Annotated in this window: 23 protein-coding genes; 9 read left to right on the top strand and 14 right to left on the bottom strand. The window is 74.5% G+C overall.

What is annotated here, in order from left to right; all coding sequences use genetic code 11:
* Positions 1–149 precede the first annotated feature (149 nt).
* On the top strand, positions 150–1589 hold the full coding sequence (locus GEV43_RS28620; RefSeq protein ID WP_309239884.1) for a PH domain-containing protein: 1440 nt from the start codon (positions 150–152) through the stop codon (positions 1587–1589).
* Here the strand turns inward: GEV43_RS28620 and GEV43_RS28625 are convergent.
* The 7 genes from GEV43_RS28625 to GEV43_RS28655 all read right to left on the bottom strand — a co-directional run bounded on the left by GEV43_RS28625 (position 1499) and on the right by GEV43_RS28655 (position 7742).
* Complete coding sequence (locus tag GEV43_RS28625) at positions 1499–2101, bottom strand: hypothetical protein (RefSeq protein ID WP_160823346.1); 603 nt, start codon at positions 2099–2101, stop codon at positions 1499–1501. The two genes, GEV43_RS28620 and GEV43_RS28625, sit on opposite strands and share 91 nt — an antisense overlap.
* Before the next feature lie 355 nt (positions 2102–2456).
* Positions 2457–3032, bottom strand: coding sequence for a hypothetical protein (locus GEV43_RS28630; RefSeq protein WP_160823347.1), 576 nt, complete (start codon positions 3030–3032; stop codon positions 2457–2459).
* Positions 3029–3661: a septation protein SepH gene (gene sepH, locus GEV43_RS28635; protein WP_160823348.1), complete on the bottom strand. Its 633-nt coding sequence runs from the start codon at positions 3659–3661 to the stop codon at positions 3029–3031. The genes GEV43_RS28630 and sepH overlap by 4 nt, the downstream gene beginning before the upstream one ends.
* A 609-nt stretch (positions 3662–4270) precedes the next feature.
* The gene (locus GEV43_RS28640; RefSeq protein WP_160823349.1) at positions 4271–4720 is read right to left on the bottom strand and encodes a hypothetical protein; all 450 of its coding nucleotides are present in this window, start codon (positions 4718–4720) and stop codon (positions 4271–4273) included.
* A 6-nt stretch (positions 4721–4726) separates the two neighbouring features.
* Positions 4727–5002 (bottom strand): hypothetical protein, encoded by a 276-nt coding sequence (locus GEV43_RS28645; protein WP_160823350.1) that lies wholly within the window; start codon positions 5000–5002, stop codon positions 4727–4729.
* A 209-nt stretch (positions 5003–5211) separates the two neighbouring features.
* Entirely contained in the window at positions 5212–6417 is a 1206-nt protein-coding gene (locus tag GEV43_RS28650; RefSeq protein ID WP_375539060.1) for a D-arabinono-1,4-lactone oxidase, read from the bottom strand.
* Between the two features lie 128 nt (positions 6418–6545).
* On the bottom strand, positions 6546–7742 hold the full coding sequence (locus tag GEV43_RS28655) for an MFS transporter (protein WP_160823351.1): 1197 nt from the start codon (positions 7740–7742) through the stop codon (positions 6546–6548).
* A gap of 130 nt (positions 7743–7872) precedes the next feature.
* On the opposite strand from GEV43_RS28655, the gene GEV43_RS54055 reads away from it, so the two are divergent.
* From GEV43_RS54055 to GEV43_RS28670, 3 genes are all read left to right on the top strand, one after another.
* On the top strand, positions 7873–9120 hold the full coding sequence (locus GEV43_RS54055) for a lytic transglycosylase domain-containing protein (protein ID WP_160824832.1): 1248 nt from the start codon (positions 7873–7875) through the stop codon (positions 9118–9120).
* 95 nt (positions 9121–9215) lie between these two features.
* Positions 9216–10112, top strand: a complete 897-nt coding sequence (locus GEV43_RS28665; RefSeq protein ID WP_160823352.1) for a ferrochelatase — start codon at positions 9216–9218, stop codon at positions 10110–10112.
* A 53-nt stretch (positions 10113–10165) separates the two neighbouring features.
* Entirely contained in the window at positions 10166–10975 is an 810-nt protein-coding gene (locus GEV43_RS28670; protein WP_160823353.1) for an inositol monophosphatase family protein, read from the top strand.
* A gap of 79 nt (positions 10976–11054) precedes the next feature.
* On the opposite strand, the gene GEV43_RS46990 is transcribed toward GEV43_RS28670, so the two are convergent.
* Positions 11055–11231, bottom strand: coding sequence for a hypothetical protein (locus GEV43_RS46990; RefSeq protein WP_164717212.1), 177 nt, complete (start codon positions 11229–11231; stop codon positions 11055–11057).
* A gap of 178 nt (positions 11232–11409) precedes the next feature.
* Between GEV43_RS46990 and GEV43_RS28675 the strand changes: the two genes are divergently transcribed.
* A complete protein-coding gene (locus GEV43_RS28675) occupies positions 11410–12063 on the top strand; it encodes a response regulator transcription factor (RefSeq protein ID WP_160823354.1) in 654 nt (217 codons plus the stop codon).
* Positions 12060–13514: a HAMP domain-containing sensor histidine kinase gene (locus GEV43_RS28680; RefSeq protein ID WP_309239885.1), complete on the top strand. Its 1455-nt coding sequence runs from the start codon at positions 12060–12062 to the stop codon at positions 13512–13514. Before GEV43_RS28675 ends, GEV43_RS28680 begins: the two co-directional genes overlap by 4 nt.
* A 60-nt stretch (positions 13515–13574) precedes the next feature.
* Here GEV43_RS28680 and GEV43_RS28685 read toward each other — a convergent pair whose 3' ends face one another.
* The 4 genes from GEV43_RS28685 to GEV43_RS54065 form a co-directional block, all read right to left on the bottom strand.
* Entirely contained in the window at positions 13575–15209 is a 1635-nt protein-coding gene (locus GEV43_RS28685) for an ABC transporter substrate-binding protein (protein ID WP_160823355.1), read from the bottom strand.
* Positions 15152–16432, bottom strand: a complete 1281-nt coding sequence (locus tag GEV43_RS54060; protein ID WP_302931044.1) for a serine/threonine-protein kinase — start codon at positions 16430–16432, stop codon at positions 15152–15154. Before GEV43_RS54060 ends, GEV43_RS28685 begins: the two co-directional genes overlap by 58 nt.
* A 63-nt stretch (positions 16433–16495) precedes the next feature.
* The gene (locus GEV43_RS51255; RefSeq protein ID WP_241684130.1) at positions 16496–16957 is read right to left on the bottom strand and encodes a hypothetical protein; all 462 of its coding nucleotides are present in this window, start codon (positions 16955–16957) and stop codon (positions 16496–16498) included.
* Positions 16945–18225: a serine/threonine-protein kinase gene (locus GEV43_RS54065; protein ID WP_302931045.1), complete on the bottom strand. Its 1281-nt coding sequence runs from the start codon at positions 18223–18225 to the stop codon at positions 16945–16947. Before GEV43_RS54065 ends, GEV43_RS51255 begins: the two co-directional genes overlap by 13 nt.
* Before the next feature lie 507 nt (positions 18226–18732).
* Between GEV43_RS54065 and GEV43_RS28700 the strand changes: the two genes are divergently transcribed.
* Together GEV43_RS28700 and GEV43_RS28705 are read left to right on the top strand one after the other, a co-directional pair.
* The gene (locus tag GEV43_RS28700; RefSeq protein WP_131740700.1) at positions 18733–19029 is read left to right on the top strand and encodes a DUF4193 domain-containing protein; all 297 of its coding nucleotides are present in this window, start codon (positions 18733–18735) and stop codon (positions 19027–19029) included.
* Positions 19030–19036: 7 nt separating this feature from the next.
* Positions 19037–19873, top strand: a complete 837-nt coding sequence (locus GEV43_RS28705) for a hypothetical protein (RefSeq protein WP_375539108.1) — start codon at positions 19037–19039, stop codon at positions 19871–19873.
* 154 nt (positions 19874–20027) lie between these two features.
* On the opposite strand, the gene GEV43_RS28710 is transcribed toward GEV43_RS28705, so the two are convergent.
* Both GEV43_RS28710 and GEV43_RS28715 read right to left on the bottom strand, forming a co-directional pair.
* Positions 20028–20606 carry a maleylpyruvate isomerase family mycothiol-dependent enzyme gene (locus GEV43_RS28710; RefSeq protein ID WP_160823356.1) on the bottom strand — a complete coding sequence of 193 codons (579 nt, stop codon included), beginning with the start codon at positions 20604–20606 and terminating at the stop codon, positions 20028–20030.
* Between the two features lie 107 nt (positions 20607–20713).
* Entirely contained in the window at positions 20714–21001 is a 288-nt protein-coding gene (locus GEV43_RS28715; protein WP_160824836.1) for a DUF4235 domain-containing protein, read from the bottom strand.
* A gap of 139 nt (positions 21002–21140) precedes the next feature.
* Here GEV43_RS28715 and valS point away from each other — a divergent pair, with 139 nt between their 5' ends.
* Complete coding sequence (valS, locus tag GEV43_RS28720; RefSeq protein WP_160823357.1) at positions 21141–23717, top strand: valine--tRNA ligase; 2577 nt, start codon at positions 21141–21143, stop codon at positions 23715–23717.
* Positions 23718–23738 lie beyond the last annotated feature (21 nt).

Genomic DNA, 23738 nt, shown 5'->3' on the forward strand with positions numbered 1-23738 from the left:
CCCCATGACCGTTCCGTGGCGGCGGCCGGGGAGCGGGAGGCGAGGGCACGGCGGACGCGGCGTCCGGCGGCGGGCCGTCCGGCAACGGGGAGCCGGAACGGGCGGGGAACGGCGGGCGGGCGCTCCGGCTGCATCCGCTGACGTTCGTCGTGGGCGCCGCGCGGGAGCTGATCGCGCTGCTCGCCGCCGGGGCGACGGGCCTGATGGTCGGCGGGCTGTCCACCGCGTTCTACTTCACGCTGGTCGGGCTCGGGTTCGGCCTGCTGTTCCACGTCGCGACCTGGGTGACGTTCACCTACGCGCTGCACGAGGACCGCATCGAGCTGAGGCGGTCGCTGATCGGGCGCTCGGTCAAGAGCATCCCCCGCGACCGGATCCGGGGCGTGGACATCAGCGCGTCCCTGCCGCACCGGGCGCTCGGCCTCGCGGTCGTGCACATCGACGCGGGCGCGGACGGCGGCGAGGGCGAGCTCAACGCGGTCTCCCGGCACGAGGCCGAACGGCTCCGCCGCGTCCTGCTCAGCCGCCGCGCCCGCCCCGCCGGCCACGCCGGCGCGGCCGACCGCGCCGACCGCACCGAGCACGCCGATCGCGCCGACCATGCCGCGTCCGCGAGTCCGCCGCGCCGCGTGCTCGCGCGGATGCTGCCGCGCTGGTACGTGTACGCCCCGCTCAGCGGCGCGTACCTGCTGACGCCGTTCGCCCTCGCGGGCAGCCTGCTCGGCACCCTCTACAACCTGAGCGACGACCTCGGCCTCATCACCCAGGAGCGGCTGGCGGACCTCGGCCACGACGTGGTCGGCCTGCCGTCCGCGGTCGTGATCGCGCTGGCCGTCCTGTTCCTGCTCGCGATGCCGGTCATGTCGGTCATCGTGTTCACGCTGTTCAACTGGGACTTCCGCGTCTACGCGCGGGACGGCTCGATCGTCGCCGAGCGGGGCCTGCTCACCCGCCGCAGCGTGTCGCTCGAACGCCGCCGGATCCGCGGCGTCGAGCTGAGCGACAACCCGTTCGAACGCGCCGCGGGCGTGCTGCGGCTCGGCGCGCTCGTCACGGGCCTCGGCGACGCGGCGCACCGGGGCCGCCTGTTCCCGGCCGCGCCGAGGCCCGTCGCGGAGACGCTGGCGGGGCGCGTCCTCGGGCTGGTGCCCGGGCCGCTCGTCCCGCACCCGCGCGCCGCGCGGGGACGCCGCGTCGTCCGCGCCGTGGCGCCGCCGGTCGCCCTCGCCGCGATCGCGTTCCTGGCGGGCCAGCCCTGGGTGGCGTACGCCGGGCTGGTGGCCGCCGCCTGCGCCGTTCCGCTGGGACTGGACCGCTACCGGCAGCTCGGCCACGCCACCGACGACGTCCGCCTGACCGTGCGCTCGGGTTCGCTGCGCCGCCGCCAGGTCGTGGTCGAGCACCGCGCGATCGTCGGCTGGCGCGTGCGCCGCACGCTGTTCCAGCGCCGCCTCGGCCTCGCCACCCTCGTGGTCGCCGTCGGCGCGGGCGACGGCGGCTACCCCGCCATCGACCTGGCCGAGGAGGACGCGGTGGCGTTCGCCGCCGCCATCACCCCCGCCTGGGTGGCCCCGTTCCTCGACGAGTGAGCCGTTCCGGACGCGGGAGGGCCCCGCCGCTCCGGAGAACGGCGGGGCCCCAAGGCCGGACGGCGGTCACTCGGGCCGGCGCGCCCCGAACATGATCTCGTCCCACGACGGGACGGACGCGCGCTTGCCCTTCGACTTGCGGCGGTTGCGCGCGGGCCGCTGCGGCGCCGGAGCGTCGCCCGCGGGGGCGACGGCTTGTCGGCCTGCGCGGCGGCGGGCATGGCCGGACGCCCCGTGGGCTTCTTCTTGGCCGGGGGACGCGGCGGCTCCTTGGGCGGCGCGGGCTTGCGCGCGGCGGGGGGCCGCGGCGCGGGCTCCTCCTCGCGAACGGGCGCGGACTCCTCGCGCGGCGCCGCGACCCGCTGCGAGGCGGCGGCCTCGCCGGGCCGCGTTTCCGCGTCCTCCTCGGGCTCGGCGTCGGCGCTCTCGTTCTCCCCTGCCGTGTCCTCGGCGCGCGGCTCCTCGTCGCGGACGGCGACGGGCTCCTCGGCCTCTTCCTGCGCGGACGACACGTCGGCCTCCGCGCTGGCGGCCTCCTCGGTCTCGTCCTCGCGTTCGGCGTCGTCAACGCCGGCGGTGTCCTCGGACGGCGCGCCGTCCTCGTCGGCCTGCGCCTCGGCGGGCGCGGAGGCGGCCTGCGCTGGACGGGGCTCGTCCTGCGCGGCGCGGGGCTCGTCCTCCCTGCGCGACCGCGCGACCGGATCGGCCGCGTCGTCGTCCGCGAACCCGACGTCGCTCGCCGTCGTCTCCCGCGCCTCGGCGACCGGAGCCTCAGGGCGCGCCGCGGCCTGGGGCTCGGCGTCGCCGCGTGCCGGGACGTCCTCGGAGACGGGCTCCGGTTCGCTTGCCTGGACGGTCGCGCGGGGCTCATCGTCCTCGTGCGCGACGGTCTCGGCGACGGGTTCCGGCGGCGCGGCCGGTCGCGGAACGGGGCGCTGCTCGCGCGGCGCGTCGGCGGCACGCTCGCGCGCGGGGCCACGTCCCTGTCCTCGGGGCGCTCCCCGCGGCTCTCTTCGCGTGCGGGGCGGCGGGCGGCTCCGGGCGTTGGCGTGGCGGCGCGCTCTCGTACGAGTCGTCGTCGTACGAAGCGGGCTCGTACGAGTAGGAGGCGGTCTCGCTCGGCTGCGCGGGACGGCGTGGCGGCGCGCTCTCGTGGGAAGGGGCGCTCTCGTAGGTGTAGCGCTCGCCCGCCTGCTCGCCCGCGCTGTCGGCGTCCTCGCGGGAGGCGGCGGGACGGGCGGGCTCGCGGGGCTGCTCGACGCGGCGCGGCCCGGGAGGCTGGAGCTCGCGGGGCTCCTCGCGCGGCGGGAACGCCGGGTGCGGATCGACCATGCGGCCCTGGCGGATGATGTACTCGCCCGCCTCGGCGGCGCGGAGCGGCTCGCGCTCGTCCTCGGCCTCGCCCGCGACGCCGCGCGACGGGTCGTTCGAGACGACCTTCATGGCGGGACGGCGCGGGACGAGCGGGGTGACCGTGTCGGACAGGGCCTCGTCGTCCCACTCGACGGCCGTGAGGCGGGCGGCGACCTCGTCGAGGGGGACACGTGGCGGCGGCGGGGGTCGAAGACCCACTCGGCGGCGTGCGGGCGCCCGTTGTCGAAGAAGGACAGGCGGACCCGCCAGGTGCTGTCCTCGCACTTCCAGGAGTCCCACTCGACCTCTTCGAGGTCGACGCCGCCGCGGCCGAGGCGCTCCTCGACGGTCTCGCCGAGGGGCGGGCCCGGGGTGCTCTCGCCGGGACGGCGGACGGCGACGCGCTGCGCCTGCTGAGCCATGTACTCGCGTTCCTGGAGGACCGGTCCCTCGAACCAGCGGACGCGTTCGACCGGGATGCCGGCCGACTCGGCGATCTCCTCAGCGGTCTCGCCGGACCGGATCCGAGCCTGGATCTCCTTGGGACGCAAGGGACTCTCCACTTCGATCTCGAACTGGCCGAGGCGGGAGAAGTGCCCACGGACCGCGGCGCGGAGCCGGTCGTCGACGGGCAGGGTGAACCGGGTGCCTCGGCCCGCGGTGGCCAGGACGAGGTACGTACCGTCCTCGCTGACCGCGACGAGGCGCAGCTCCTGCATGCGTGTCCTTCCTGCCCTTTCCTGACGGCACGGAGGTCGCCGGACGCCCTCCCGCCGCGAGTCCGCCTCACCCGTTCTCGCGCCGGCCGGCCGTCCGGTTCCCACCGAGGGCGCATGCGTGCCCTTCCCCCGGGTTCCCGAGTCTCTCTTTCGGACACACCTGCTGCCAGCACCGTACCCGGCATGTCCGAACATCGCCGCTCTCGAAGCCCTCTTCACAAGGCCGAAGAGGGCACCTGACCAAGCTTGCCCGTGCCGGGGTCCGGCTGGGGTCGCCCCGCCTGATTCTTGTGGATCCTTTTCCACACTGTGCCTGATGGGTACCCCTGGCTCCAGCGTTTCGGGGTTGCGAGCGTCACGTCCGCGACCGGAACACCCGCGATCCGCCGTTAGTTTCGGTTACCGGGGATTTTCATGCTTGGTAGGGATGAGGGGGAATCGTGTAATGCAGCGCAAGCTGCCCGACGTCAGCACGACACAGCTCATCGCCAGCGGCATCGCCACCTTGGCGGCGGCCGTCGGCGCGTCCTATCTGGGGGTGTACGGGACGATCATCGGGGCCGCGTTCATGAGCGTGGCCTCGACGGCGGGGGCCGCGATCTGCAAGCACTACCTGGACCAGGGCAAGGAGCAGATCAAGGAGCGGACGCACTTCCAGGCCGAGGCGGACGCGCAGGCGGCGGCCAGGGGCGCGGCGGAGGAGGCGAGGAGCGCCGACCCGACCCGTACCCGGGTGTGGCCGCCCGCGGGAGCCGCCGGGGCGGCGGGCGCCGCCGGAGCGGCCGCGGGCCGTGCGGCCGCCGGGGGCGGTGACCCGAACGCGACGCGCCTCGACCTGCCGGTGGGCGGCGACCCCAACGCCACCCGCCTGGACGCCGACCTCACCCGGATGGACCTGCCGCCCGCCGAGAAGGTCGCGGGCGCCCTGGCCGACGAGCGCGCGGTGCGCGGCGCGGCCTGGAAGGACGCGTGGCAGAGCACCCTGGAGTGGGCCAAGCAGCACTGGGTGAAGCTCGCGCTGTCGTCGGCGGCGGTGTTCGCGATCGTGATCGGCGGCATCACGATCTACGAGGCGTCCACCGGGACGCCGATCGGCAACCACCAGGGCAAGGGGACGAGCGTCGGCACGTTCTTCGGCGAGGGCGGCGGCGAGCGGCGCCAGGACCCGACGCCCCACCCGACCACCAGCGAGACGGGTCCGGAGACGCCGGGCAGCGGGTCTCCGTCGGGCCCCGAGACCGGCACGCCGTCCACCGGGCAGCCCTCGGGCGGGCAGCCGTCGGGCGGAACGAGCCGCGAGCCGGAGACGCCGCCGGTGACCCCGCCGAGCAACTCGTCCACGCCGGTCAACCCGCCGTCCGGCGGGTCGACGGGCAAGCCCGGGGGCGGCCCCGGGCAGAACGGCGGCCAGCACGGCGGCAACGGCTCGGGATCGGGCTCGGGGAGCAGCAGCAGAACGGCGCCCCCGCGACGGCTCCTGACCTTCGACGAAACGCGCCCCGGACGGCCCTTCTCGAAAGGGCTCCCGGGGCGCGTTCGCGTCGGGCGCGTCAGTCGCCGAAGACCTGCCGGGTGTAGGCGTTGGCGAAGCGGCGGTCCGGGTCGAGCTCGTCGCGCAGGGCGCGGAAGTCCGCCAGCCTCGGGTAGACGGTCTCCAGGTACGCCGCGTCGCGGGTGTGCATCTTGCCCCAGTGGGGACGGCCCCCGACCGCGGTCATCAGCTCCTCGACCCCCTGGAAGTACTCCTCGTGCGGGTCGCGGTGGAAGACGTGGATCGCGATGAACGCGGTGGGCCGCCCGTACGCCATCGACAGCCAGGCGTCCTCCTCGGGCAGCATCCGCACCTCGATGGGGAAGCTGATCCGCCAGCCCCTCTTCTCGTACAGGGCCCGCAGGTCGCGCAGCGCCGGGACGAGCTGGTCGCGCGGGATCGCGTACTCCTGCTCCTTGAAGCGGACGGTGCGCGGGCTGGTGAACACCTTGTAGGAGGTGTCGGTGAACGTGCGCGCCCCGAGGGCCTTGGCGGAGATGCCGTTGACGAACGGGACCGTGCCGGGCGCCCGGTGCGTGACGTGGTTGATGGCGCCGAAGACCGTGTTGGACAGGAACTCGTCGTCCAGCCAGCCCTTGAACCGCGACAGCGGCTCGGCGGGGCCCTCGACGCGGTTGTTGCGCTTGGTCAGGCACCGCTCGGTGTGCGGGAACCAGTAGAACTCGAAGTGCTCGTTGGCCGCGTCGAGCTCGTCCACCCGCGACAGGACCTCGTCCCAGGCCATCGGCTCCTCCCGCGCGCGCAGCAGGAACGCCGGGACGGTCCGCCAGGTCACGGCGGTCACGATGCCGAGGGCGCCGACGCCGGCGCGGGCGGCGTCGAACAGCTCGGGGCGCTCGTCCGGCGAGCAGGTGACCGCGGTGCCGTCCGCGAGCACCAGTTCCAGCGCGGCGACCTGGGAGGCGAGGCCGGCGGCGTCGCGGCCGGTGCCGTGCGTCGCGGTCTGGAGCGCGCCCGCCGCGGTCTGCTCCTGGATGTCGCCCATGTTGGCGAGCGCGAGGCCGTGCTCGTCCAGGAGCCGGTTGAGCGCGTGCAGCGGCAGGCCCGCCTCGACGGTGACCAGGCCGGTCGCGGTGTCCACCGCGCGGACCGCGGTCAGCCCGCCGGGCCGCAGCAGCACGCCGTCGGCGACGGCCGCGCCGGTGAACGAGTGGCCGGTGCCGGTCATCCGGACCGTGAGGCCGTCGGCCGCCGCCGTCCGCACCGCCGCGGCGACCTCGTCGGTGGTGCGGGGGTGGTGACGCGGTGCGGGCTGGCCTGCTGGTTCCCTGCCCAGTTACGCCAGTTCTGTGTGGTCACGGGGGACATGCGAGGACTCTACTCGGCGGACGTTCATGAGGAAAGTTCACGTTTACTGATCGCCCGGTGGCCCGCCAGGCCCACCAGCGCGGCGGCCGCCGCGGCGCCCAGCGGCACCAGGAACGCGGGCCGCGGCCCGAACGCGTCCACCAGCCGCCCCGCGAGGGACGATCCGAGCGCGACCCCGACCCCGACCGCCGTCGAGACCATCGCGAGGCCCTCGGTGAGCTGCCGCGGCGGGACGATCCGCTGGATGAGCCCGTAGCCCGCGATCCCCGTCGGCGCGATCGACAGCCCCGAGAAGAACACCACGAACATCATCAGCCACAGGTCGTCCACCAGCACCGGCGGGACGAGCCCCGCCATCAGCAGGAACAGCCCGACCAGGAACCGGCGCGACAGCGGCGCCCGCCAGTTGCGCGCCCCGTACCACAGGGCCGCGGCGCCGCTGCCGAACGCGTAGCAGCCGAGCAGCACCCCGGCCAGGCCCTTGTGCCCCTGGTCCTCGGCGAACGCGATGCCGCTCACGTCGATCGCCCCGAACACCACGCCCATCATCAGGAACACCGGCGTCATGACCAGCACGCCGGGGTTGCGCAGGGCCGAGCCGCCCGCCCCCGGCTCGCGCGGGCGCGGCGGCGGCTCGGTGCCGCGCTGCGCCGCGAACGCCAGGCCCCCGACCAGCGTGCAGACCGCGGGGACGGCGAGGCCCGCCGCCGGGTGCACGCCCGTCGCCAGCGCGGTCACCACCAGCGGCCCGGTCACGAAGATCGCCTCGTCCACCACCGACTCGAACGAGAACGCCGTGCCGAGCCGCGCCGGGTTGTCGCGCAGCGCGTGCGTCCACCGCGCCCGCACCCACGCGCCCAGCGACACCTGCGACAGGCCCGCCGCCGCGGCCACCGGGAACAGCGTCCACACCGGCAGCCCCGCCTGCGCGAACGAGATCAGCACGGTGAAGCTCACGGCGTTCGCCAGCACGACCGGGACGAGCACCCGGTGCTGGCCGTACCGGTCGGCGAAACGGGCGCTGAGTGGCGAACCCGCCGCATAGGACAGGGAGAGCGTCGCCGCCACCGCACCGGCGATACCGTACGATCCGGTGACCGCGGACACGAGTAGGACGATGCCGATCCCCACCATGGACATGGACATGCGACCGACGAAGCCCGCGGCGACGAACGACCGGGCCCCGGGCACCGCGAACAGGTCCCGGTACGGACTGGCCACCCTCGCCTCCCCCACCCTCCGGAGGCGGGGCGCCCCCGGCCTCGTCGCGCAACGTCAGCCCCATGATCACGTTACCTGGGCGAAACAAGTGCAAAGACGGGTAACCGATCCGTAGCGACACACGTTGGGAATGGTTGTGGCTCCTCCTTCACCTCCGACGCCCGGCAGACGGCCGAAGCCCGAGAAGAAGGCGCGCAAGGCGCGGCCGGCCCGCGCCGGCGCCGCGCCCGCCAAGGCCCCGGCGGCGGGGCGGCGGCGCCGCACCGTCGCGGTGCTCGTCACGGCCGTCGTGGTGCTGCTGCTCGGGAGCCTGTCCGCGGGCGTCTACACCGTGTCGCGGTCCGGTGACTCCAAGGGGGGAGACAAGGGCGGGCAGCGGGCCGACCCGCCGAACGGCGGCCCCGGCGGCCCGGTGACCAACGTGTCCGACGGCGCGCAGGTCGCGCCGCTGCGCCGCGTCGTCCCGCCCGACGTGCTGGCCGTCGGAACGGGCCCGATCGACCAGAGGAAGATCGACAAGCTGTCCCGGCTCCGCAAGGTCAAGGACGTGATCGCGGTCGCGGGCGGCGCCGTCCAGCTCCAGGGCCGCCAGGTCAACGCGTTCGCCGTGGACCCGTCGTCGTTCCGGTCGTGGACCCCGCCCGGCACCGCGACCAAGACCGAGCTGTGGTCCGCGCTCGCCGCCGAGCGGTTCGTCGTCTCGACCGAGGCGGCCGAGAAGCTCCAGCTCGCCGAGGGCACCCAGTACCCGGTCGTCGGGAAGACCGTCCCGAACCTGCTGATGGGCGGCTCGGGCGCGCTCGGCCTGCCCGGCATCGACATGCTCGTCAGCCGCAAGGCCGGGGACGGCATGGGCCTGTTCCCGAACGTCGCGGTCCTGGTGAACGCCCCGGGCGTCGAGCCCGGCAAGCTCGGCAAGGCCGTCGGCAAGGCCCTCGGCGGCCGGGTCAAGATCGTCAACCTGCACGAGCGGAAGTACCAGCCGCCGAGCGGCGGCGGCCGCTCCGGCGGCTACCTCGACCTCTACAAGCGCGCCGCCACGAGCTGCCGCGGCCTGTCCTGGACGGTCCTCGCGGCGATCGGGCAGGTCGAGAGCGACCACGGCCGCAACGCGGGCCGCTCCAGCGCGGGCGCGCTCGGCCCCATGCAGTTCATGCCCGCCACCTGGAAGTCGTACGGGGTGGACGGCGACGGCGACGGCAAGGCCGACATCATGAACCCGTACGACGCCATCCCCGGCGCCGCCAAGTACCTGTGCGCGAACGGCGCCGGACAGGGCGGCCAGCAGCTCTACCGGGCGATCTGGCACTACAACCACGCCGACTGGTACGTCCAGAAGGTCCTCAACCTCGCCAGGGCCTACGCCTCCGCGTACTAGAAGCCCCCGGCCGGCCTCCCGGGCGGCGCCGAACAAGATCATGGCGGGAGGCGGGGCGGGGACGGGCTTGGGGGAGCGGCTGGTTGGATGGAGGCATGTACGACGCGCTGATCCTGGTGTCCTTCGGCGGGCCGGAGGGGCCCGACGACGTGATCCCGTTCCTGGAGAACGTGACCCGGGGCCGCAACGTCCCGCGCGAGCGGCTGGAGGTCGTCGCCAGGCACTACCACCTCTTCGGCGGGGTGAGCCCGATCAACGGGCAGTGCCGGGAGCTGAAGGCGGCGATCGAGGCCGACTTCGCGGCCCACGGCGTGGATCTGCCCGTCTACTGGGGCAACCGCAACTGGAAGCCGTACCTCGCCGACACCGTCCGCCGGATGAAGGCCGACGGCGTGCGGCGCGCGGCGGCGTTCGTGACGTCCGCCTACAGCGGCTACTCGACCAACGACCAGTACCTTGAGGACATCGCGCGCGCCCGCGCGGAGGTCCCCGGCGCGCCGGAGATCGACAAGCTGCCCGTCTACTGCCTGCGGCCCGGGTTCGTGGAGCCGTTCGTGGACGCCGCCCGCGACGCCCTGGCCCGGCTGCCGGACGACGCCCACCTGCTCTTCACCGCGCACAGCGTGCCGCTGTCGCAGCCGCACCGCGCCGACTACGTGGCCGAGCTGGAACGTGTCGCGGCCATCGTCCGCGAACGGGTCGCGCCGGACCGCCCGTCCGCGCTGGTCTACCAGAGCCGCAGCGGGCCGCCGAGCCAGCCGTGGCTGGAGCCCGACATCGTCGAGCACCTGGAGAAGCTGCACGGCGAGGGCGTCCGCGCCGCCGCGGCCGTGCCGATCGGGTTCGTCTCCGACCACATGGAGGTCAAGTACGACCTGGACGTGGAGGCGGCGGACCGGGCGGCCGAGCTCGGCCTCGCGTTCGCCCGCGCGGCGACGCCCGGCGCCGACCCGCGCTTCGCCGCGCTGCCGCGCGAGCTGCTGTCCGCCTGACCGCCGGGCGGGCGGCGCGCCGCCCGCACCGCCACGACCCCCGGGGGAACCGGATGAGCCTGCCCGAACAACTGCTGGACCTGGCCGTCGCCACGGCGCGCGAGGCGGGCCGGATGCTGGTCGACAAGCGCCCGGCCGGCGGCCCGGACGTCGTCCAGACCAAGACCAGCCCGACCGACGTCGTCACCCAGATGGACCGCGCCGCCGAGAAGCTGATCATCGAGCGGATCTTGGCGGCCCGGCCGGGCGACGCGTTCCTCGGCGAGGAGGGCGGGAGCCGCGAGGGCGGCAGCGGCGTCCGCTGGGTGATCGACCCCATCGACGGCACCGTGAACTACCTGTACGACCTGCCCGACTGGGCCGTCAGCATCGCCGCCGAGGTGGACGGCGTCGCGGTCGCCGGCGCGGTGGACATGCCGCGCCGGGGCGAGACGTACACGGCCGTGCGCGGCGGCGGCGCGCTGCTGCACACCGGCTCGGCGGCCCGCGAGCTGCGCGTCAACGCGGGCGTGCCGCTGGAGCGGGCGCTGGTCGCCACGGGGTTCGGGTACGGGTCGGCGCGGCGCGCCCGGCAGGCCGAGGTGCTGACCCGCGTGCTCCCGGCCGTCCGCGACATCAGGCGCGGCGGGTCCTGCTGCGTGGACCTGTGCTCCCTCGCGGCCGGACGGGTCGACGCCTACTACGAGCGGGGCGTCCAGGCGTGGGACGTCGCCGCCGGGGCGCTGATCGTCCAGGAGGCGGGCGGGCGCGTGGAGGGCCTGCGCGGAGCGCCGGTGAGCCCCGAGTTCGCCGTGGCGGGCGGCCCCGGGACGTTCGAGGCCCTGCACGACCTGCTCGCCCCGCTCGACCCGGCCCGCGACTGACCGCGGGCGGGCGGGGCCCCGGAACGCGAACGGGGAGCCGAGGGCCGTGGCCCCGGGCTCCCCGGTGTGTCGGGCGTCCTCAGTCGCAGCGGGGTGGTTCGACGCCGATGTCGTGGTTCGCTGCGATCCGGCGCAGTTCTTTGATCTCCTCCTGGCGGACGTCCGCCAGGTAGGTGTCACCGTCTGCGTGGGCGCTGCGCAGCGACGCGTAAGCATCGTCCAGTCGCTGCTGAATCGCGCGTGACAACTCGCCCATGGGCCTCCTCCCGGATCAGGCCGCTCCTACCCACACCTAGGCTGAAGGTAAACCTGTTCCGCAACCCGATCTCGCGGCCGTGCCCGGGGGGCGCGCGACGGCATCCTGAACGGGTGCTTACGAGCGTCTTACGGAGCCCGTGGCATACCTGGTGACGTCCGAGCTGGAAGGGGACGCAGTGCGTGTTCTAGTCGTCGAGGACGAGCGGGTGCTCGCCGACGCGATCGCCACCGGCCTGCGCCGCGAGGCCCTCGCGGTCGACGTGGCCTACGACGGCGCGGGCGCGCTGGAACGGGCGGGCGTCAACGAGTACGACGTGATCGTCCTGGACCGTGACCTGCCCAAGGTGCACGGCGACGACGTGTGCGCCGAGCTGGTCGCCAAGCGCTACCCCGCGCGGATCATCATGCTGACCGCCGCGGGCGAGCTGGACGACAAGGTCGAGGGGCTGTCCATCGGCGCCGACGACTACCTGCCGAAGCCGTTCGCGTTCGCCGAGCTGATCGCGCGGGTGCGGGCCCTCGGCCGCCGCGCCGCCGCGCCGCTGCCGCCCGTCCTGGAGCGCGCCGGGATCGCGCTCGACCCGGCCCGCCGCGAGGTGCTGCGCGACGGCCGCGAGGTCGAGCTGACCCGCAAGGAGTTCGCGGTGCTGGAGGTGCTGCTCAGCGCGGACGGCGCGGTCGTCAGCTCCGAGCAGCTCCTGGAGAAGGCGTGGGACGAGCACATCGACCCGTTCACCAACGTGGTCCGCGTCACGATGATGACCTTGCGCAAGAAGCTGGGCGACCCGCCGGTGATCGAGACGGTGCCCGGGGTGGGGTACCGGCTGTGACCTCCGAACGGAAGCCGGGCGGCCCGGCGGGCGGCGGGCGCGACGGCGCCTCCGGCGGTGGACCCGCGTCCAGTGCGACCTCCGCGGGCCTGTCCGGCCCGTCCTCCTCGGGCGCGGGCCCGTCCGGCGCGGGCGCGGGGCCGTCCGGGGCGGGCGCGGGGCCGTCCGGTGCGACGTCCCCCGGGCAGTGGCGGACGCCGTCCTCGTCCACCACCGGGCCGATCCCGGCGGGGGCCTGGCACGGCGGCACCGGGCCGCAGCGGCTCCCGCAGGCCGGGGGCAAGGGCGGCGGCAGGGGGTTCCGCCGCCACGGCGGGTCGTTCGTCGCCGACGTCCGGGCGCTGCCGAGCCGGGTGAGCGTGCGGCTGCGCCTCACCGTGCTGTACGGGCTGCTGTTCCTGATGGCCGGGGCGCTGCTGCTGTTCGTGACGTACCTGCTGGTCGGGTCGATCCTCGACTCGGTGCTGCCGGACGGGCTGATGTACTCCGGCGGCCGGGTGATCAACACCGAGGTGCTGAAGGAGCTGACGATGAAGCAGCTCCTCGGCCGGTCGCTGGTCGCGCTCGCCGGGGTGGGCATCATCGCGCTCGTGCTCGGCTACTTCGTCGCCGACCGCGCCCTCAGCCCGTTGCAGCGGGTCACCGCGACCGCGCGCCGGCTGTCGGAGAGCGACCTGCACGAGCGGGTCGCGCTGGAGGGCCCCGACGACGAGATCAAGGAGCTGGCCGACACGTTCGACGCGATGCTGGAACGGCTCGCGCAGGCGTTCGACTCCCAGCGCCGGTTCGTCGCCAACGCCTCGCACGAGCTGCGCACGCCCCTCGCGATCAACCGGACGCTGCTGGAGGTGGCGCTCGGCGACCCCGAGGTCTCCGACGACCTGCGCGCGGTCGGCCGGACGCTGCTGGCCACCAACGCCCGGCACGAGCGGCTCATCGAGGGCCTGCTGCTCCTGGCCCGCAGCGAGCGGGAGCTGACCGCCCGCGCGCCCGCCGACCTCGCCGAGGTCGCGGCGCAGGTGCTGGAGCAGTCCGGCCGCCGCGAGCACGACAACGAGGTGACCGTCCACCCCGAGCTGACGTCCGGGACGGCGCTCGGCGACCCGGTGCTGCTGGAGCACCTGGTGTCCAACCTCGTCGACAACGCGATCAAGCACAACGAGGACGGCGGCGAGGTCTGGGTCCGCACCGGGCTCCTCGACGGCTACGCCACCGTCCAGGTCGAGAACACCGGCCCCGCCGTGCCCGCCTACGAGGTCGACCGGCTGTTCGAGCCGTTCCGGCGGCTGAACTCCGACCGCGTCGGGTCGGCCAAGGGCGCGGGGCTCGGCCTGTCGATCGTCCGGTCGGTCGTGCTGGCGCACCGGGGCACCGTGTACGCGGCGCCGCGGCAGGGCGGCGGGCTGATCGTCACCGTCCGGCTCCCGCTCGCCCCCGGCACCCTCGCCTGACCGCCGCCCGCTCCTCGGCCGCCCTTCGGCCGCACCGTGGCCGCGGGCGGGGCGCAGGCGTCATCTCAGGGCCGCGGACGCCACGGTCGGGTCGCCGTCGTAGTCCATGCCGAGGCCGACGAAGCGGTTCGCCGGCGCCTCCGCCGCGCGGCCGTCGTTCACCACCGGGATCAGCGCCATGTCGTCGAGCGCGATCTTCTCGGCCTCCTGGAAGACCCGGGTGCGCTTGGTCGCGTCCGGCTCCCGGACGCCGCGCGCCAGCAGCTCGTCGAACCGCCCGTTCCGCCAGCCGGCGAAGTTGGTGTAGGCGTTGCTCGGCGTGGCCACCAGGTCGCCCGCGAGCAGCGGGCGCAGCATCGTGTACGGAGCCGGGTAGTCCGGCCCCCAGGGGTAGAACAGCAGCCCCGACGCGTCCTTGGCCGTGACCGTCTTGCGGATCGCCCGGTAGTCGAACGCCTTGACGGTTTTCAGCTCGACCGTCCACCCGAGCACCTGCCGCACGCGGTCCCGCACGACCGCGCCCATCCTGCGGTGCGCGTCGGTGTTTTGGATGTAGAGATTGAGCTTGGTCTCGGGCCCGAGCCGGGCCCGCGCGGCGAGGTCCCTCGCCTTCACCTGGTCGGACGCGTCGCAGGACGCGCACCGCCCCGCCGCGCCGAACCCGGGGATGCCCGCCGGGACGATGCCGTGCGCGGGCTGGTAGACCCCGCCGTACAGCGCGTTGCTGATCGCCGTGCGGTCCAGCGCGTACGACACGGCCTGCCGCGCCTCCCGGCTCTTCATCGGCCCGCGCGCGGTCAGCGGCACCAGCATCCGCGAGAACGGCGTCGAGTGCGTGATCAGGCCCCTGCGCGAGCGGGCCGAGACCAGCCCGTCCTGCTCGATCGGCGCCCAGTCGACCTCGCCCGCCGCCGCGCCCGCCCGGCCGATCGCCGTGGTGTCGTCCGACAGCTTCAGCAGGACCCGGTCGAGCTTGGTTTTGCCGAACGCCCACGCCTCGTTGCGGACGAGCGTCAGCGCGCGGTCCTTCTGCGACGCCTGGATCTTGAACGGCCCGTTCCCGACCGGGTTCAGATTGTAGGCGGCGTTGTCGGCCCGGCCCGCCTTCCGCGGGACGGGCGAGAACACCGGGTCGCCGAGGCGCGCGGCGAACTCGCAGTTGGGCGAGGTCAGCTCGACCCGCAGCGTCCCGCCCGACGCCTGGACGCCCGACAGCGACTCGGCCTTCTTGGCGCCCGACACCTCGGGGAAGCCCTTGATGTCGTTCATCAGGTACGGCGCGGCGGAGCCCGGCACCGCGGCGGCGCGCGCCCACCCGCGCGCGAACGACTCGGCGTCCACGGGCTCGCCGTCGCTGAACCGGGTGCCCGTCTTGAGGGCGATCGTCCACCGGGTGCAGGTCGCGTCGGGGGTGATCGACGTGGCCAGCCGGTAGCGCGCGGACCCGTCCGGCGCCGTCTCGACCAGTCCGGTGAAAAGCTGCTTGGAGATGAACTTGCGGGTGCCGAGCAGCGAGTGGGACGGGTCCAGCTCGCCCGACTCGCCGACGGTCTGGAACACCGTGCGCAGCTCCCCGCCGACCCTGCCGGGCGCCGGGGCGGGGTCCTTGCCGTCCGACTCGCGGAGCTGGACGGCGATCACGCTGCCCAGGACGACCAGCGCCACCAGCGCCGCGCTGCCCGCCCCCGCGAGCACCCCGACGCGGGGCCCGCGCCGGGGCCGCGACGCGGACGGCGGCCGCGAGGCGTCGGGGGCCGCGTCGTCTGCGGGCTGCCGGGCGCCGTGTCCTGCGACGGCCAGTTGCTCCCCGCCGAGGCGGGCGCGTCCTGCGGCGGCCACGTGCTCGCCGCAGGCGCTTGCACGTCCGGCGAAGGCCGCGCCCACGGCGTCGGCGGAGGGGCCGGGGCCGGGAGCGACGGGTGCGGGCCGCCCGGAGGTCCGGGCGCGGGCGGCTGCCCGGGGAAGCCCTGCGGCGGCGCGATGACCTGGCGCAGGCGGGTGCTCGTCGCCGCCGCCTCCGCGCCCTGGTTCAGCACCGCCGCGTCGCGGGCGCCGTTCCCGCCACCCGCGGCCCCGGGCAGGCTCCCGGCGAGGCTCAGCAGCCGTACGAGGACCTGGTGGGAGGACGGCCGCAGGTTCGGGTCCTTGCTGAGGCAGTCCGCCACGAGCGACCTCAGCGGCTCGAAGAGGGCGCCGAGGTCCGGCGGGAGGTTGAGGATGCGGTGCATGACCGCCGGGATCGAGTCCTGCCCGAACGCCGGGCGGGTGCCCGCCGCGTAGACCATCGTCGCGCCCCAGGCGAACACGTCGGCCTCCGGGCCGACCGGCGCGCCGGAGATCTGCTCGGGCGCCATGTAGGCGGGCGTACCGACGGCGGTGCTGGACAGCGTGCCGGTCGCGTCCAGCGCGCGGGCGATGCCGAAGTCGATCACGCGCGGGCCGTCGGCCGCGAGCAGCACGTTGGCCGGCTTGAAGTCGCGGTGCACGACCCCCGCCTGGTGGATCGCGGCGAGCGCGGTCATCGTGCCGATCGCGATCCGGTCCAGCTCGGCGCCGTGCCGCGGGCCCGCCTCCGCCAGCACCGCCGACAGCGACGGCCCGTCGATGTACTCGCTGACGATGTACGGCCGGTCGCCCTCGACGTCGGCGTCCAGGATCCGCGCCGTGCAGAACGGCGCGACGCGGCGCGCGACGTCCAGCTCCGCCGCGAACCGCGACCGCGCCTTCGGGTCGCCGCTGAACCGCGCGTGCAGCAGCTTCACCGCGACGCGCTGCTCCGGCCCGGCGTCCAGCGGCCCGCCCGGCTCCACCTCGGCGAGGTAGACCGCGCCCTGGCCGCCCTGCCCGAGCAGTCCGGTCAGCCGGTACGGGCCGAGGCGGTCGGGATCACCCGCCCGCAGCGGGGCGACCTCTGGCATCGGATTCCTTCCGGGGGCGCGGGATCCGGGGGACGGGGAAAGGGGGCGGCGGACCCTAGAGGGTCACTTGCGCACCGTCCCGGTCGCGACGGGCGTGCTGGTCGGCGTCCGCTTCTCCTCGAACCGCAGCGAGGTGTCGCTGACCTTCCTGAACGTCACGTACCCCGACATGCAGCTCCCGCTGACGATGGTGATCCGGTACGTCGCGGTGGTGGACGTCGCGCCCTCCTCGGGACGCAGCGTCCCCATGCAGTCGGAGCCCGAGGTGTAGCGCACCGTCCCGATCGTGGTCAGCAGGTTGTACTGCACCTGCCAGGTGCTGCTGCCCTGGTAGCCGGTGCCCTTCCAGACCCCGACGAAGTCCAGCGGGACCCGCGCCCCCGTCCCACCGGTCGGCGGCGTGTAGGGCGTCCGCGGCGTGTACGTGAAGGACGGCGTGTACCGCGGGATGACCGGATCGTCGTCGTCGCCGTTGGCCACCACCACGAGCACGACCACCACGATGATCGCGATCAGCGCCAGCACGCCGCAGCCGATCGCGATGACCGGGCCGCTGCCGCCGCCCTGCCGGCGGCCCTGCCCGTACGGCGGGACGGGGCCGGGCGGACCGGGCGGGCCCGGCGGGCGCGGCCCGATCGGGCCCTGCTGCATGTGCATCGGCGGCGGCGTCGTCGGCGACTGCGGAGGGCCGCCCTGGTACATCGGCATCGCCATCGGCGGCGGGGTGATCGGCTGGGGCGGCGGTGTGGCCGGGCCGCCCATGCCCTGCGGCATACCGCCCTGCTGCATGCCGCCCTGCTGCATGCCCGGGGCATCCCGCCCTGGTTCATCGGCATCGGGGGCGGCGTGATCGACTGCTGCGGCGGCGCGTACCCGTGCCGGGGCGGCGGCGGGGCGGGGAGCTGGGCGGCGATCCGGGTGCCCTGGTTGAGCAGCTCCTCCTGGTCGGCGGCCGGGTTGGACGGGGCGGCGCCGACGTGGCCGAGCAGGTTCAGCAGGAGCTGCGCGGCGGGCGGGCGCAGCCCGGCGTCCTTGGACAGGCAGCGGGCGACCAGGTCGCGCACCGGCCCGGCGGGCAGCGCCGACAGGTCCGGCTCCTCGTTCAGGATCCGGTTGATGATCACCGGGAGGGTGTCGGCCTCGAACGGCGACTGGCCGGTCGCGGCGAACACCATCGTCGCGCCCCAGGCGAAGATGTCGACCGCGGGCGTGAGCGGCGCGCCGGTGAGCTGCTCGGGCGCCAGGTAGCCGGGCGTCCCGACGACCATGCCCGTCGCGGTGACCGCGCTCTCCTGCGAGTTGACCGTGCGGGCGATGCCGAAGTCGACCACGCGGGGCCCGTCGGACGCCAGCATGACGTTGTTGGGCTTGAAGTCGCGGTGGACGATCCCGGCCTCGTGGATGGCGGCGAGCGCCGTCACCGTGCCGATCGCGAGCCGTTCCAGCTCGGCGGCCCCGAGCGGGCCGTTGTGCGCGACCACGTCGTGCAGGGACGGGCCGTCGATGAACTCGCTGACGACGTACGGCTGGTCGCCCTGGACGTCGGCCTCCAGGACCCGCGCGGTGCAGAACGGCTCGACCCGCTGCGCCGCCGAGACCTCGCGCGTGAAGCGCGCCCGCGCGGCGGGGTCGCTGGCCATCTGGGCGTGCAGGAGCTTGATGGCGACGTGCTCGCCGCCCGCCGACCTGCCGAGGAAGACCGCGCCCTGGCCGCCCGCCCCCAGCCGCCCGACGACCTCGTACTGTCCCAGCGCCCGGGGATCGCCTGGCTCCAGCGGAGCGGCATCCGGCATCTGACCCTCCAGTGACCCGCAGTGATGTACCGCGATAGTGTGCGCGAACCCCCGTGCGGGACCGCCACCGAGCATCGTCGGGACGCCCCGCCGCGGGGGCCCGCGCCCGACCTCAGGCGGGCACATTATCGCGTTACTTCAGACGTTTCACTGCCGTGTCCGGTTCGCCGGTCCACCAGCCCGTTCGAACCGGCGGCGCGCGGCGCGGGCGGGGCGGCGCGCACAACCGTCCGGGGACCGATATGATCCCGCCGCCGTGGGATGCCTGGGCGGGGCGTCCCGGCCCCGATCAAGGTCGTGATGACCGTCCGGGTATGTGAAGTACGACACATTTGCTCGCGTTCGTTCCAGGTGATGGGTGTCACTCGTGGGGGCGGTCGCGCCTCGTGTGTCGCAGGTCACCGCCCGTGACAGAATTTCCCGCCCGGATCGGGCACAAGAAAGGCCCCCGTGCGTTAGATCCGCGCGACGGGGCGCATAAAGCACTGAGGGGGATGGAGACACAAGATGGCGACCGATTACGACAGCCCACGCAAGACAGACGACGACCTCAACGAGGACAGCCTCCAGGAGCTCCAGGCCCGCCGAGCGGACAAGGCCGCGAGCATCATCGACGAGGACCTGGACGCCGGCGAGGTCGCCGAGCTGCCGGGCGCCGACCTGTCCAACGAGGAGCTCACCTTCCGGGTGGTTCCGCGGCAGGCCGACGAGTTCACCTGCACCCGGTGCTTCCTGGTGCACCACCGCAGCCAGCTGGCCACCGAGAAGAACGGCCAGCCGATCTGCCGCGAGTGCGCCGCCTGACCGGGAGCTGCCGGTGACGGGAGACCTCGAACCGAGAGACGAGAACGACCGCGAGGTGGAGCCGGCGCAGGGCGACGGCTCCACGGAGATCGGCGAGCTGATCGGACGGCTCTCCGGCGACGACGGGATGGACCGCGAGACCCGCGGCCGCCTGCTCGGGCGGCTCGCCCGGCTGCTCGGGCAGAGCGCGCGCCGGGCGGGCGCCGCGGGCGTCGCGCGCGGCAGATGGCTGGCCGACCTGCTCGTCGCCGCCGCGCCGCACATACCGATCCGCGACCTGGAGACGTTGCGGGCCCACCACCACGGCCTGGAGGGCGAGGAACTCGCCGACAGCCTGGTCAAGGTGGCCAGCAACAGCACCACCGCCGTCGGCGCGGCCGGCGGCGCACTGGCGGCGGTCGAGTTCACGGCCCCGCCCCTGCTGCTGACCGCCCCCGCCCAGCTGGCCGCCGAGACCCTGGTCGTGGCGGCCGTCGAGGTGAAGCTCCTGGCCGAACTGCACGAGGTGTACGGCGTCAGCGTCCAGGGCTCCGGCACCGCGCGCGGCGCCGCGTTCCTCACCTCCTGGGCCAAACAGCGCGGGATCAACCCCCTGGAGGGCGGGTCCCTGACCGGCGCGCTCGGGTCGGCCGCGAAGTCGGCCCTGCGAAAACGGCTGCTGCGCACCCTCGGGCGCAGCATGACCACGCTCGGCCCGTTCCTCACCGGGGCGGCGGCCGGAGCGGCGCTCAACCGGACCGCCACCAAGCGGCTCGCCGCGACGGTCCGCAACGACCTGCGCTCCACCTCCCCGGCGGCACCCCAGCCCCCGCTGCCGGGCGAGAACCCGCGCCTCCCCGAATGATCCACGCCGGCGCCCGCCCACCCCCTGCGAGGCGCCGGCCGGTCCGTCCGCCCGCCGCGCACCGCCGCCATGGGACGCCCCGTCCCGGCGGCGCGCCGCGGGTGAACGCCGGTTCGGCCGCCGTTCGCCGTCCATCCCCGCTCTCCGCCGTACGTCAGGCGAACGCGAGGTCCTCGGCCGCGGAGTCGCGGCCGGACAGCCAGAGCCCGAGCGCCTCGCGGGGCCCGCGCACCTCCGGACCGCGGCCCACCGGGCGCCCGCCGTCGGTCGGGACGAGGCGGTGGCGCAGGACGCGGCGGTTCAGCCACAGGCTGAGCTGGAGCCCCTCGCGGAAGATCGCGGTGGCGACGACGTCGGGCACCTCGCGGGTCCGGCCGAGCCCCCGGACGATGTCCTGGTGGTGCGTGCCGAGGTCGCCGAGCAGCACCCCGGCGGCGAGGCGCGTGGTGAGCGACGGGTTGGCGGCCCGGTCGCGGGCCCACTCCATGAGGCGCTCGCGCGGCATCCGGCGGGCGCGGTCGGCCTGGGCCTGGTTGGCGTCGTTGATCCGGGGGCCGTACGGCAGGTACGTGGCGAGGTAGTCGAGCCCGATCACGTGGCCGAGGACGTCGCGGGGCGACCACGCCTCGCACAGGGTCGTGCCCGAGTCGAACTCCTCGTCCGACAGCCCTTCGAGGGTCTCGATCAGCCGGAAGCGCTCGGCACGCAGCTCGTCCTCGTACGGGAAACGCATCGTGGTCGGTCCCTTTCGTCACGCCGGGACCGACCACGATACGCAGGTGCTTGCGAGGGCAAGGACTGGACCCCCCATCCAATAGGAGGCGGGGCGCCCTCAGCCGGTCACGCCTCCGTCTTGAAATGCGACGGGAGCTCGCCGGTGCCCTTGGCCCACTGCCGCGCCGCCGCCCGGGTGGCGATCAGCCGCGCCACCTCCATGCCGACGCCCATCACCACGGCCCAGCCGATCGCCTCGGCGAGCGCGACGTCGGGCGACTCGGGGTTGGTCGGCGGCTCCTTGCCGGTGCTCTTCTTCCAGGCGAGCGTGATCGCCTTCTTCGCGACGAAGCCGCCCGCGAAGGCGGCGACGCCCGAGACCACGCGCCACCCGATGTCGCCCTTGTCCGCCATCATGGTCCTCCAGTCGTCCTGTCGGTCCGACGCTACCGGAACCTCATGCCCCGGGCGGCGGAGGTGATCACATGCGGCGCGCGGACGGGCGCGCCCGCGATCGGCATGCGGGCCGTCCCGATGTCAATACCATTGGGCCATGACAGATCAGCCGCGTACGCCGAACGTCCCTGCCAAGCCCTCCCTGGACGGCCTGGAGGAGAAGTGGGTACGCCGCTGGGACGACGAGGGCACCTACCGCTTCGACCGTACGAGGCCGCGCGCCGACGTCTACTCGATCGACACGCCGCCGCCCACGGTCAGCGGCTCCCTGCACGTCGGGCACGTGTTCTCCTACACCCACACCGACGCGGTCGCGCGCTACCGGCGGATGCGCGGGCGCGAGGTCTTCTACCCGATGGGCTGGGACGACAACGGCCTGCCGACCGAGCGCCGCGTGCAGAACCACTTCGGGGTGCGCTGCGACCCGTCCCTGCCGTACGACCCGTCCTTCGAGCCGCCCGCGAAGCCCGACCCGAAGCGCCAGCTCCCGGTGTCGCGCCGCAACTTCATCGAGCTGTGCGAGCGGCTCACCGAGGTCGACGAGAAGGCGTTCGAGGAGATGTGGCGCCGCGTCGGCCTGTCGGTCGACTGGTCGCACCTCTACACCACGATCGGGCGCGACTCGCGGGCCGCGTCGCAGCGGGCGTTCCTGCGCAACCTGCGGCGCGGCGAGGCGTACCTGTCGGAGGCGCCGACGCTCTGGGACGTCACGTTCCGCACGGCCGTCGCGCAGGCCGAGCTGGAGGACCGCGAGCAGCCCGGCGCGTTCTACCGCCTGCGCTTCCACGGCCCCGACCGGCCCGTCTACATCGAGACGACCCGTCCCGAGCTGCTGCCCGCGTGCGTCGCGCTGGTCGCGCACCCGGACGACGAGCGCTACCGCGAGCTGTTCGGCACGACGGTCCGCACGCCGCTGTTCGGCGTCGAGGTCCCCGTGCTCGCGCACCGCCTCGCCGAGCCCGACAAGGGCTCCGGCATCGCGATGATCTGCACGTTCGGCGACGTCACCGACGTGACGTGGTGGCGCGAGCTGGACCTGCCCACCCGCGCGATCGTGGACTGGGACGGCCGGCTCGCCGCCGACCCGCCGCAGGGCGTGCCCGCCTCGCCGTACGGCGAGCTGGCGGGCAAGACGGTGTTCTCCGCCAAGGAGCGCGTGGTGGAGCTGCTGCGCGAGTCCGGCGACCTGGACGGCGAGCCGCGAAAGATCAGCCGGCCGGTGAAGTTCTACGAGAAGGGCTCCAAGCCCCTGGAGATCGTCACCACCCGGCAGTGGTACATCCGCAACGGCGGGCGCGACCCGGAGATCCGCGCCGAGCTGATCCTGCGCGGCCGCGAGCTGGAGTGGCACCCGCCCTACATGCGCGCCCGGTACGAGAACTGGGTGGAGGGCCTGAACGGCGACTGGCTGATCTCCCGGCAGCGGTTCTTCGGCGTCCCGATCCCGGTCTGGTACCGGCTGGACGCGTCCGGCGAGCCGGTCTACGACGAGCCGATCACGCCGCCGGAGGACGCGCTGCCCGTCGACCCGTCCAGCGACGTGCCGCCGGCGTTCACCGAGGACCAGCGCGGCAAGCCCAACGGGTTCATGGGCGACCCGGACGTCATGGACACCTGGGCGACCTCGTCGCTCACGCCGCAGATCGCGGGCGGCTGGGAGCGCGACGCCGACCTGTTCGGCCGCGTCTTCCCGTTCGACCTGCGCCCGCAGGCCCACGACATCATCCGCACCTGGCTGTTCTCCACGGTCGTCCGCGCGCACCTGGAGAACGGCTCGCTGCCGTGGACCGACACCGCGCTGTCCGGCTGGATCCTCGACCCGGACCGCAAGAAGATGTCCAAGTCCAAGGGCAACGTGGTCACGCCGATCGCGCTGCTGGAGGAGTACGGCTCCGACGCCGTCCGCTACTGGTCGGCGAACGGCCGGCCCGGCACCGACACCGCGTTCGACACCGGCCAGATCAAGGTCGGCCGCCGCCTCGCCATCAAGATCCTGAACGCGTCGAAGTTCGTGCTCGGCTTCGGCGGCGACGGCGCGGACGGCGCGGAAGGCACGGACGGCACGGACGGCGCGGACGGCGCGGACGGGGGCGGGGCCGTCACCGAGCCGCTCGACCTCGCGATGCTCGCCGCGCTGTCCTCGGTCGTCGACGAGGCGACGGCCGCGTTCGAGGGCTACGACTACACGCGCGCGCTCGAACGGACCGAGCGGTTCTTCTGGGAGTTCTGCGACGACTACCTGGAGCTGGTCAAGGCCCGCGCGTACGGGGAGGGCGCCGAGGCGCGGTCGGCCCGCGCCGCCCTGCGCACCGCGCTGTCGGTCATGCTGCGGCTGTTCGCGCCCGTCCTGCCGTTCGTGACCGAGGAGGTCTGGTCGTGGTGGCGGCGGGGCTCGGTGCACCGCGCCGCGTGGCCGGAGGCGTCCGAGCTGCCCGCCGGAGGCGACCCGGCCGTCCTGGCGGCGACGGGCGAGGCGCTGCGCCAGATCCGCAAGGCGAAGTCGGCCGCGAAGGCGTCGATGCGCGCGGACGTCTCGCGCGCCGTCGTCCGCGGGTCGCAGGTCGCGCACGTCGCGCGCGGCGACCTCGCGGCGGCGGGCCGCATCGCCGACCTCGCGCTGGAGGACGCCCCCGCCGAGCTGTCGGTGGACGTCACCCTCGCCCCGACCGCCTGAGCCGCCCGACCGCCTGAGCCG

The organism is Actinomadura sp. J1-007, from assembly GCF_009793335.1.
GTDB classification, from domain to species: Bacteria; Actinomycetota; Actinomycetes; order Streptosporangiales; family Streptosporangiaceae; genus Spirillospora; species Spirillospora yumaensis.